The sequence below is a fragment of the Ruegeria sp. SCP11 genome, assembly GCF_040329455.1.
GTDB lineage: Bacteria > Pseudomonadota > Alphaproteobacteria > Rhodobacterales > Rhodobacteraceae > Ruegeria > Ruegeria atlantica_E.
Window position 1 is genome coordinate 316071 of the sequence record NZ_JBDZYG010000005.1, and the last position, 10247, is coordinate 326317.

Here is a 10247-nt window from a genome sequence, read left to right on the forward strand (position 1 = left end):
GTGGCCCTGCCGGGCTATGAGGAATAAAACAAGAACATCTGAGGTGACATGATCGAGATTGCCGGTACCCAATATGCGCTGAACGACCCCGTTATTCTGACCGTGGGCGGGGTGGTGGCGCTGATCCTGTTGCTGCTGTTCCTGTTGTTGCGGGCGGCCAACCGCTCGGCCAGGATGGCGGAACCTCTGGCGCGGCAGATGGCGCATCTGGGCCAGCATGTGCAGCAGTTGGGGCAGGGGCAGGAACAGTTGCGTGGCGGGTTGCAGCATGTCTCGGACACGCAGGCCAATGCGCAGGTGCAGGTGATCCAGACGGTTGAATCGCGCCTGTCCTCGGTGCAGCAGCAGATGAATGACCGGCTGGCGGATAACGCCATGAAATCCGCCCGTGCTTTGGCCGAGATGCAGGAGCGGATGAAGGAATCGTTGCATGGCTCGTCCAAGCAAACCGCGACCTCGCTGACTCAGTTGCAGGAACGTCTGGCCGCCATCGACAAAGCGCAGGACAATATCACCAAACTGTCGGGCGATGTGCTGTCGCTGCAGGATATCCTGTCGAACAAACAAACACGCGGTGCGTTTGGCGAGATTCAGCTGAACGATATCGTCTCGAAGGCGCTGCCCTCGGACAGTTTCCGGTTGCAGGCCACTTTGTCGAACGGGCGGCGAGCGGACTGTCTGATCAACTTGCCGAACCCTCCGGGGCCGATCGTGATCGACAGTAAGTTCCCGTTGGAGGCCTATGAGGCGCTGATCGGCTCGACCAACGACGCGGAACTTAAGGCGGCGGTTCAGATGTTTCGCAGCACGGTGCGCAAGCACATCACCGATATCGCCGAGAAGTACATTCTGGATGGCGAAACCGCCGATGGCGCGCTGATGTTTCTGCCGTCCGAGGCTGTCTATGCCGAGTTGCATGCCAAGTTTCCCGAACTGGTGCAGGAAAGCTTTTCGAAACGTGTTTGGATCGTCTCGCCCACCACCTGCATGGCAACGCTGAACACGATGCGAGCAATCCTGAAAGATGCCCGGATGCGCGAGCAGGCCGGTGCAATCCGTAAAGAACTGGGCATGCTGCACAAGGATGTTGAGCGGCTGGGCGACCGTGTTTCCAACCTGGATCGTCATTTCGGTCAGGCAGCGAAGGATATCTCGGAAATCAAGATCAGCGCCGAAAAGGCCGGACGCCGGGCGCAGCGATTGGACAATTTCGATTTCGAGGAATTGGCCCCGGACGATCACACCAACGTCGTGCCCTTGGGCAAGACCGAGGGTTAGGCGCTACTGGATCGACAGATCCAGATTGTAGCCGACCGTTTTTCCGGTATCCCGGTCATTGCCCATCAGATAGACGCGGATCGTGTAATCACCATCCTCGGGCAGGTCGATCCGGGCTGTGTTACCATTTATCGACCCATTGTAGATCGCAACGCCATCGCTTCCCGGCGGCAGGATGTTGAAATAGATCACGCCATTTCCATTGGTATCGCTGACTTGAAGCTCGGCAAACATTTCCTGACCAGCCTGCGCACCCAGAGTGTAATCGAAGTATTCATCTCCGGTGATTGTGCCATTGACCATGGTACCGAAATTGCCGGGTTCGAATTTAACTTCGGCCGCGCGTTGCGCCCATGCGGCGCCCGCCAGGGTGGCTAAAAAAGCAGTCAGTATGAAATGCGTTTTCATAGTTTACTCCCAACGGATTGCTAGGGCTTTGAAGCGCGGAATCTCAGATGCGCAGGAACGGCTGGAACAGACGTGGCATCAGCTTGTTGAACTTCAGCGGTGCATCAGTCACGGCCAGACAGATGCAATCCTCTGAAATATCGGCTGTCGGCGTGTGATGCAGGTCTTCGTCTGCGATTTCGACATCGCCACGAGCAAAGCGATCGACCTCATCCGAGAACGCACCCTGCAGAACCATCGTCAGTTCTATGCCGTTGTGGCTATGGTCGGGCACGGCGGCACCAGCTGGGATAAACAGCAGACGAGCAGTCGCCTCGCGTGTCGTCGGCAGGATTGCTTGTTTCACCCCCATGCCAATAGGCCGCCATTTGATGTCGTTTACATCTCCGCCCACATAGTCCTGCAAGGGTGCAGGAAGCACCGAACAACTGGGACGAGGTGGTTTGGCAATCGGCGCGCCCTTTGCAATCAGCGCCATCGTTGCGGCCAAAGCGTCTTCACTCATGCTGGCAGTAGCATCCTGATCCTGCAGAACACAGCCTCCAACAGCGTCGAAACTCTCCGCCCGGGCGCGGCAATGGTCGCACAGGGACAAATGCGTTGCGACCATCAGGTCGAACGCCTCGGGCAGGGTACCTGCGGCATAGGCCATCAGCAGGTCATCTGTCAGGTGATGTTTGATTTCGTTGCTCATCGTTATCATCTCAGTTCATCGCGTGGCGCAAGCGGTCCAGCGCCAGCCGTATGCGTGATTTGATCGTTCCCAGTGGCAATCCAGTCTGCGAGGCAATCTCGCGGTGGCTCAGGTCGCCAAAATAGGCCTTCTCAATCAGTTCTCTTTGCGCTTCGGGCAACGCCGCCATGGCGTCACGCAGCTGCGCGGTTTCCTGTTGCAGCGCCAACACGTCGTCCTGATCCGGTTCCGCCTCGGGACCCCATCCTAAGTCCTCGGGTTCGGGTCGGCGTTGTTTTCGCAGGACGTCGATGCGTTTGTTCCTTGCGATAGTGAACACCCAGGTGGCCACGGTCGCTCGGGCCGGATCGAACAGATGCGCCTTATGCCACAAAGTCGCCATGACCTCTTGCGCGCACTCCTCGGCCGTGGTGGCGTCCGATCCCGACTTGATCAGGAACGCCTTAATCCGCGGCGCGAAATGCTGAAACAGCTCGGCAAAGGCCGCCTGATCCTGCGCGTCCCGAATGCGTTTGACGTGGCTCACCCACTCAGTTCTGGTTTCGCAACTGCCGTTCGCTTTGTTCACCGGCTTGCCCCTGATGCGTTTCTTCTCGCGCCAAGGTTTCAGTGCAGGCCTGTCGGCCGCCGGTTCATCCAAGGTCACGGTATCGATCTCGGTAAACATAACCACATTACGCGGGTTGGCCCAAGGCGGATCACTTTCGTGGGTGTTTTTGATCCGAATTGGGCTAACTATCGTAGTAAATGATACACGCAGATGGAAAAAAGAACGCCGTCTGAACAGTTTGCGGGCAAGTTGGGGAACGCGGATTGAATAAGGTCGACCACGTAGCAGGCCATACGTTTCACGGGCGGAAAGGGGTGATTCAGAACTCTTTTCGTTATTCCGTCGACTACATTCTGCTGGACCCGGAAGGTTCGATTAATACACCTGCGCTGTTTTCCGTGAACCGGCCCAATATCACCAACTGGCGGGACCGCGATCATGGCGGGGTGCCGGGACAGGGGCGCGGCGCAGCTTGGCTGCGCGACCAGTTCGAACAGATGGGTGTAGCGCAGCCGGACAGAATCACGCTGCTGACCCAACCGCGCGTGCTGGGCCATGTCTTCAACCCGGTCAGTTTCTGGTTTTGCTTCGATACGAAAAGTCAGCTGTATGCAGTGGTGGCCGAGGTCACAAATACCTATGGTACGCGCCACAGTTATCTGTGCCATAACGCTGAGTTCGCGCCGATCCGGCCTTCGGACCGAATCTTGGCCGATAAACTGATGCACGTCTCGCCGTTTCAGAAAATCGAGGGGTCTTATACCTTCCGGTTCGACTATCGCTGTGACCGGGTGGGAGTCTGGATCGACTACGGGCGTGAGAACGGCGGTTTGATCGCGACGCTGACCGGCCCCCGGGCGCCTCTGACCAACCGCACTATTCTTTGGTCGTTGATGCGCCGGCCTTTTGGCGCGCGTCGGGCGTTTTTCCTGATCCTGTGGCAAGCCTTGAAACTGCGGGTAAAAAAGGCCCGGTTCCGCCCGTTTCGCTCCGCCCCCGTTCCCGAGCAACCGGTTTCCCGCGCCCGCGAGCCCTGAGGCTGCCTTGTTTGCGTAAGATCAAAGACTCAGTCCTCGTGTAGTGGTTGTGCTAGGATGGAAACCGCGAACACGAGGAGTTGGGTAATGTTGGAAATCTCGGCAAGGAAGATCGCTCAGGTCGCAATGATGGGGCGCGAACTGGACCGCGCAGAGGGCGAACTGCGTGCCTTTATCGACCGGATGGGCGAAGACGAGCAGGCCGAGTTGGTCGCTGTCATGTGGATCGGGCGCGAGAGTTTCTTTGCCGAGGATCTGGCCGAAGCCATCGCAACCGCCAAGTCCGAGGCTTCGACCCCATGCGCCGATTACCTTATCGGCACGCCTCACCTTTCTGACCATCTGGAGAACGGACTGGATGCGTTGGGAATTTCGGCCGAGGATGTTGAAAACGATCTGATGTAGATTTACCGCCAAGCAACCAGATTGCGGCGGCCACAGGACCGGTCGCCTGATTTGTATCTTTGAGGTATTCTGAGCAGAGCAAATGGATGCGGCCCTGTCTTGGTGTGGTCGCCAGAGGGGTATATGCGGCGCGTTTGGCATTTTCTCGGAGGAATATTGATTGTTGCTGCCACCGTTGCGGTTCCTCGCATTTCGGCCGCCTGCTCTGTCTGTGTCACGTTGCCCGAATACTCACTTGCCGACCGCGTCCTGTCGGCACACGTGGTCGTGTTGGCCGCGCCGTCGCCTGACAGTCCTTTCAGATACACCCCGGTCTCGTTGTTGAAAGGAACGCCCAAGCAGCTGGCGTCCCTACCTGAGATTCCTTTCCTTATCGACAGCGTTACTCGAACCGCTTTCCGAACCGATCCGAGCAAAACCGTTTTGATGATCTACGGTGGTGGGTTCCAGGACAAAGCGGGGCGCAGTGTCTTTAACGCCTGGTCCAAAGGTTTTCTGATGACGCCAGAGCGGGCTGATTTTCTCGACACGGTGCGTGCTCAGGAAAAAAACTGGAGTATTGGGGAAACCGGTGACCCCGATCGAGTTGCGTTTTTTAGTCGATACCTGACTAACGAAGATCGGCTGCTGCGGAATGCCGCTCTAGTCGAAATTCACCGGGCGCCTTACGCGACTGTGCGGCAAGTGCAGCATGTTGTGCCAACCACGTACTTATTGCAGGAACTGAGGACAGTGCAGCGTCTGGCCTATGCACCAGCCGTCATACGCCTGATGGGGTTGCAATCAGACCCCGAGGCAAAGGCGTTGGTGCGAAGCCGATATCGCTCAGCGCTGCGATCCGGCAGCGCCAATCTGACGGATTGGGCGCTCGCAGGTATAGAAGTGGATGGGGCTGAAGCCGTCGAATTGTTGGGTGAAGTACTGGTATCGCGCAGTCGGCCAGCCGAGGACAGGCAGAAACTGATTCAGGTTCTGGCCGAAGGCGGTACCACGTGGCCAGAATTGCAGGAGCAGATCCTGAAAATCTACAGGCGGTCACTTGAGATTGACACAGCCATGGCAGGTTGGATTGCCCTCGCCGTTAAAGCTTGGGGAACGGATGCTCTGAACACTCCGCTTCAAGATGTGTTGCTCCGGTCAGAGGCAGACCCGGCGACGCTGTTCCTGATCCAATACGTGCTAAACGCGGATCTGGCAAAGTGAACAGCGCATCTGGGTTTCGGGTGTTACGCACAACGGTCGTTTAGCGCTCGATGTGGGCAAAATTAACCGAAGTTAATCCGACCCACCGGATTCATTAATCCTGACACCTTTAGTCTGTTTTGCAACGACACACGCAACTCAGAGATAAAGGAGAAAGTCATGGGTTACGCACAAACAGTTACCCCGCAGAAGGGGCTCTTCTTCGGTATGTTCTCGAATTACGCCGAAGCACGGGTCGAACATTTTCGTCGTGGGATCTACGCCAAGACCGTGCGCGAACTGGAAAATCTCAGTGACAAGCAGTTGGCTGATATCGGAGTTCCGCGCGACGAGATCAAACAGCGCGCCTACCAGAGCGTCTATCACAAGCAGCCCTACAAGCGCCCAGTTCACTGATTTATATGCCGCCACGGGCGCGGCAGAAGTGTGGAGGAGAAAATGTTTGACTCAAACTCGCCCCGAAAGACGCCAGTCAAAGCCAGTAGCGTCTTGCTCTTTGATCGGGCAATGCGATTGCATGCAATCAGATCAAGCATTGTTCGCGCGGCGCAGGAGCTGAGTCGCTTGTCTGATCAGGAACTGGCCGATCTTGGCATCAATCGCAGCGATATCGACCAAACGATCGAACGCTACATCTGAAAGACGAAAACGCGACCAAAGCGAACTCGGACCCCGAAAAAAGCCATTCCAATATCCGGAATGGCTTTTTCTTTTTCAGGCTATGTGGTCGACCACTTGAAGATGTTGGGCCAGCGTGTCGATCTGTGCCATCCACCCCTGTACCAGCTTCGGATCGCTGGGGGCTGCGTGAACACCGGCCGGGATGGCGCGGTTCAGGACCGCCTCAACCGCCAGCGACACCGGGATTGAGACCAGCCGCGCCATGGCTGTGCCGCGCGCGTCGCCCCAGGCGTCCATCACATAGGTCTTGTGCCAGACCGGAATGCCGTCTTTTTCCGCCTTCAACCCGACACACAGAACCACGCGGTCCGGCTCGCCCTCGTCATAGGCGTTTTCTTCCCAGAACTGATCCGACATCTCTTTCAGGCGGGCGTCGCCTTCGGGACCAGACAAGGTCTCGATCTCGGTGAACACGTCCGACCAGGCATCGGCCCAGCCGTTCAGGCGCAGGGTGCCGCGGACGAACTCCTTGACTGGCCAGTGCTTTTCGAACTGGTACTCGGCCATAAAGGGAATCGAGTCGCGGTTGGGGTAGACCTCGAAGCTTTCGGGTGTTGGCAAGGGCGCGATATAGCTGCTGATTGCGTCCCATGGGCGGGCAACGTTCAGCGGGGCATAATCGCGGATCGACTTTGACGGTGAGCGCAGCGCCTTGAGTACGCCCAGAGGCGACCAGCTGAACTTGTAGCGGAACAGGTTCGGGTTCTTGGGGATGCCGCCGCAATAAGAGATGAAGCTCAGGTGGTTCTGAGCATCAAAAGCGTCCGAAGCGCGGTAGTCGGCCACCAAAGCATGGGCCATCAGGTGATCAATACCCGGGTCCAGACCCACCTCGTTGACCAGCGCGACACCGGCCTCGCGCGCCTTGTCGTCCAGCGCGCGCATCTCGGGGGCAATGTAGGAGGACGAGACGAAATTGGCCTCTTTCGAGATAGCCAGCTCCGCCAACGGCACGTGCCAGTCGCCCGGCAGCATCGAGACGATCACGTCGCCCTTCTCCAGCACCGCGCCCAGAGCGTCTATGTCGAAGGCGCGGATGTCGTCGGTCAGGTCTCCGACCTCGGCTTTGGCTTTTTCAATGGTTCGGTTCCAGACGGTGACCTTATGCCCGCCCTCGATCAGACGGCGCAGGCCGGGGATGGCCGACAGGCCGGTGCCACACCAGTGAATCGTCATCGTTCAGATCCCTTCGCTATGCGTTTTGTAAGTTGCTTCTGCCCGCCCCCAGACGCCGCTGCCCAGATCGGTCAGGGTCAGCAGGGAGGGCAGCAATTGCGCTGCGTAATCTTCCGAGCTTTCGGCTGGCAGCATCGATGGCAGGTTGTCGATGGCCATCACATCCATCACTGGATCGGTGGCCACGCGCAGGGCAGGGTGCTCCCACGTGGTGGCGTGATCATAGACCGGCACCGGATTGTAATCGCTGTCCGGGTCACAGGCCACGTCGCCGATGGCTGTCAGTTTGCGCGGTGCGGTCAGGGCTTCGCGCGGAACGAAGATCGGAGTACCGGGGCGCGCAAAGATACAGTTCAGGAACAGGTCGTGGTCGAGGATATCCAGGAACGGCCCACCGCTGGCGGTTTCTGCCATGTCCCATTTGGTGACGGTCACGCCCATAGCTTCGCATAGGTCCGCCGCTCCGGTGCCAACGCGGCCCAAAGCACCGATCACGATAGCCCGGGGGCGGTCGGCTCCGGTTGCATCCAGTTCGGCTAGCAGTTCGGCATTCAGCGCGTCTTTGCTGGGATAGACACCAACGGGCGGACATTCCTCACCGTGCTGCTGTGCCGCCCATGTCTTGAGCGTTACCGCAGCGCCTGCGTAACCTGCCCAATAGCCAAAGGCTGCAACCCGGCGACCGTTTTCGTCTACCAGATACTCCAGATCATAGAGTGTGCCGCCCCCGGCCTTGAACCGCTCCAGAAGCGCGCGACCCGAATGCTGGCCTTTAAAAGCATGGCCGAACATAATGTGGCGATGGGGAAGGGGCGTGCCGTCCTCGGGCAGTTCCTTCAGGCCGAAGATGATCGCATCCAGCGGGGCCCCGGGCCAGGAATTCTCGGGCGCGATCTCGCAGCCTGCGTCTTTGTAGCCGTCAATTGGGATCGCACGCACCGAGCTTTCCTCGACCGTCACGCGGATGCCTGCTGCGATCAAAGCGGCGGCGCCTTCGGGGGTCAGCCCGACCCGTTCCTCGTTCGGGCGCTGTTCTGCCCGGACCCAGAGATGTGTCATCGTATATCCTTTTGTCAAAGCATGTTGGCGGCGCGTACCGCCTGAACCGAAGACCGAGCCTCTATCGCCTCACGGAAGGCGACGATCTTGGGGAAGGCCGAGACATCAACGCCGTCGCCTTCCAGCCAGCTGCACACCACGTACAGATAGGTATCAGCCAGAGAGAACGCCTCGCCCAGCACAAACGGACCGCGCAGGCCGTTCGACGATATGTACTCGCAAGACGCAGTCATTGTCTGGGGAACCTTGTCTTTCATGTCTTTCCAGCTGGATTTCTTGTCGGCCCAACGAGGCCCGCGCAGCTTGTGCGCATGGTTCACATGCATGGTCGAGGCGAGGTAGAACATCACTTCACGCATTCGGGCGGCCATGATCGGATCTGTAGGCACCAGCCTGGCATCGGGGGCCTTTGCTGCGATATACTCCAGCAGCGCGCCGGTTTCAGTCAGAATGCCGCCGTCTACCACAAGCGCGGGAACCCGGCCCTTGGGATTGATCTGCTTGTAGGCGGACTTGGTCTGTTCTCCATCTGCAAAGTCCAGCTTGATTGCCTCATACTCCAGCCCAGCCTCTTCCAGGGCAATTGCGACAGCAACCGAGATGGTGCGGGGGGCATAGTAAAGCTGCATGGGGCCTCCGAAAGATTACAGATGGGTTTGCGCGAACTGCCGGTCGGGCGCTTCCAGATGCGGAACGGCGTTGAACAGAACCGGGCTGAGTTGCGTGCCAATCGGATGCAGACGATGCATGGACGTGTTCATAATGGCAAGCGCCACTCGCGCCATTGCCGGGACGTCCAGCCCCATCGCCTGTCGCACCACCATCGAGATCAGCCCGCCCGAGGTCACAACGATGGCAGGTCCGCCCTCGGTCCCGATGTCGCGCAGCGCATCGCGGACGCGGGTTTCGAATGCATCGAAGGTCTCGGGTGTGTCCGCAATCTCCCCCCGCGCCCAGGCAGCGAAAGTGCGGGGCAGGTGTTCCACGAACCCTTCCCGATCCGTCGGGACCGTAACGCCGTGTTGCTGTTCATAAAGCTGCGCAATGTTGAAATACTCGATTTCGTTTAATCGCGCGTCCCGGATCGGATCCGGGAGACCCATGCTGGCGGCTGTTTCCACATGCCGCTGCAACGTACCGCAATAGACTCGCGGGTGATGCGCACGTGTGTCTTGCAGATGTGCCCCCAACCAGCGCGCCTGCTGATGACCCAAATCGCTGAGCCGGTCATAGCTTTCCTCGTCACGAGCCGTAGTGTTGGCCTGACCGTGACGAACCAGTGTAATATGTGACATTGCGGTCCCTCTTGGGCGAATTCTTAGGGCAGGACTCGCGCAGGGACCAGAGGTGTTCGACGGCCATCGGGTAAAAATCGGCCGCCGCTGGGGGATTAACTCTCTCACAATCTGATCCGGGTTTTTGTAGCTCAAATGTTGCCTAACGGAGAAAAGTTTCCTATAGGATACAAAATTGCCGCATGCGGCCGCATACTGTCCACTCCAGCGACCCGCCAATTCCTGTTGACTCAACACTGCGTCCCGGGAACCTTGGTGTCGATTGGTATTCAGACAGAGCTGCCATTGAATTCAACGCGGCGATCATTGAAAACGGCACATGAAAGGCCCCGGATATGAGCACCACACCGAAGCGCACGCCTTTGCATTCGTTGCATGTTGAGTTGGGCGGTAAGATGGTTGATTTTGCTGGATGGGAGATGCCTGTTCAGTATCCGCTGGGGATTATGGGTGAGCATAAG

The 10247-nt window shown here is 58.2% G+C and carries 13 protein-coding genes and 1 pseudogene; 7 read left to right on the plus strand and 7 right to left on the minus strand.

Annotation, left to right across the window (positions count from 1 at the left end; all coding sequences use genetic code 11):
* Positions 1–48 precede the first annotated feature (48 nt).
* Entirely contained in the window at positions 49–1278 is a 1230-nt protein-coding gene (locus ABLN94_RS10435; protein WP_352992147.1) for a DNA recombination protein RmuC, read from the plus strand.
* A 3-nt stretch (positions 1279–1281) separates the two neighbouring features.
* On the opposite strand, the gene ABLN94_RS10440 is transcribed toward ABLN94_RS10435, so the two are convergent.
* Genes ABLN94_RS10440 through ABLN94_RS10450 form a run of 3 tightly spaced genes read right to left on the minus strand, consistent with a single transcriptional unit; the run spans position 1282 to position 2906 of the window.
* Positions 1282–1686: a hypothetical protein gene (locus ABLN94_RS10440; RefSeq protein WP_352992148.1), complete on the minus strand. Its 405-nt coding sequence runs from the start codon at positions 1684–1686 to the stop codon at positions 1282–1284.
* 43 nt (positions 1687–1729) lie between these two features.
* Positions 1730–2380, minus strand: a complete 651-nt coding sequence (locus tag ABLN94_RS10445) for a ChrR family anti-sigma-E factor (protein ID WP_352992150.1) — start codon at positions 2378–2380, stop codon at positions 1730–1732.
* 10 nt (positions 2381–2390) lie between these two features.
* Positions 2391–2906 (minus strand): sigma-70 family RNA polymerase sigma factor, encoded by a 516-nt coding sequence (locus ABLN94_RS10450; RefSeq protein ID WP_417750515.1) that lies wholly within the window; start codon positions 2904–2906, stop codon positions 2391–2393.
* Between the two features lie 287 nt (positions 2907–3193).
* On the opposite strand from ABLN94_RS10450, the gene ABLN94_RS10455 reads away from it, so the two are divergent.
* From ABLN94_RS10455 to ABLN94_RS10475, 5 genes are all read left to right on the plus strand, one after another.
* Positions 3194–3967, plus strand: a complete 774-nt coding sequence (locus ABLN94_RS10455; RefSeq protein WP_352992154.1) for a DUF1365 domain-containing protein — start codon at positions 3194–3196, stop codon at positions 3965–3967.
* 87 nt (positions 3968–4054) lie between these two features.
* The gene (locus ABLN94_RS10460; RefSeq protein ID WP_170408475.1) at positions 4055–4372 is read left to right on the plus strand and encodes a DUF3775 domain-containing protein; all 318 of its coding nucleotides are present in this window, start codon (positions 4055–4057) and stop codon (positions 4370–4372) included.
* A gap of 156 nt (positions 4373–4528) precedes the next feature.
* Entirely contained in the window at positions 4529–5575 is a 1047-nt protein-coding gene (locus tag ABLN94_RS10465; RefSeq protein ID WP_352992156.1) for a hypothetical protein, read from the plus strand.
* A gap of 159 nt (positions 5576–5734) precedes the next feature.
* Positions 5735–5971: a DUF1127 domain-containing protein gene (locus ABLN94_RS10470; RefSeq protein ID WP_170488409.1), complete on the plus strand. Its 237-nt coding sequence runs from the start codon at positions 5735–5737 to the stop codon at positions 5969–5971.
* A gap of 42 nt (positions 5972–6013) precedes the next feature.
* Entirely contained in the window at positions 6014–6214 is a 201-nt protein-coding gene (locus ABLN94_RS10475; RefSeq protein WP_352992158.1) for a DUF1127 domain-containing protein, read from the plus strand.
* Between the two features lie 75 nt (positions 6215–6289).
* On the opposite strand, the gene ABLN94_RS10480 is transcribed toward ABLN94_RS10475, so the two are convergent.
* From ABLN94_RS10480 to ABLN94_RS10495, 4 genes are read right to left on the minus strand one after another with little or no spacing between them, the layout of a single operon-like run.
* Complete coding sequence (locus ABLN94_RS10480; protein WP_352992160.1) at positions 6290–7432, minus strand: saccharopine dehydrogenase family protein; 1143 nt, start codon at positions 7430–7432, stop codon at positions 6290–6292.
* A 3-nt stretch (positions 7433–7435) separates the two neighbouring features.
* Complete coding sequence (locus ABLN94_RS10485) at positions 7436–8491, minus strand: saccharopine dehydrogenase (RefSeq protein ID WP_352992162.1); 1056 nt, start codon at positions 8489–8491, stop codon at positions 7436–7438.
* A 14-nt stretch (positions 8492–8505) separates the two neighbouring features.
* Entirely contained in the window at positions 8506–9120 is a 615-nt protein-coding gene (locus tag ABLN94_RS10490; RefSeq protein WP_352992163.1) for a glutathione S-transferase family protein, read from the minus strand.
* 15 nt (positions 9121–9135) lie between these two features.
* A complete protein-coding gene (locus ABLN94_RS10495) occupies positions 9136–9786 on the minus strand; it encodes a histidine phosphatase family protein (protein ID WP_352992164.1) in 651 nt (216 codons plus the stop codon).
* Between the two features lie 335 nt (positions 9787–10121).
* On the opposite strand from ABLN94_RS10495, the pseudogene gcvT reads away from it, so the two are divergent.
* Positions 10122–10247: pseudogene (gene gcvT, locus ABLN94_RS10500) on the plus strand (glycine cleavage system aminomethyltransferase GcvT); the annotation flags it as partial.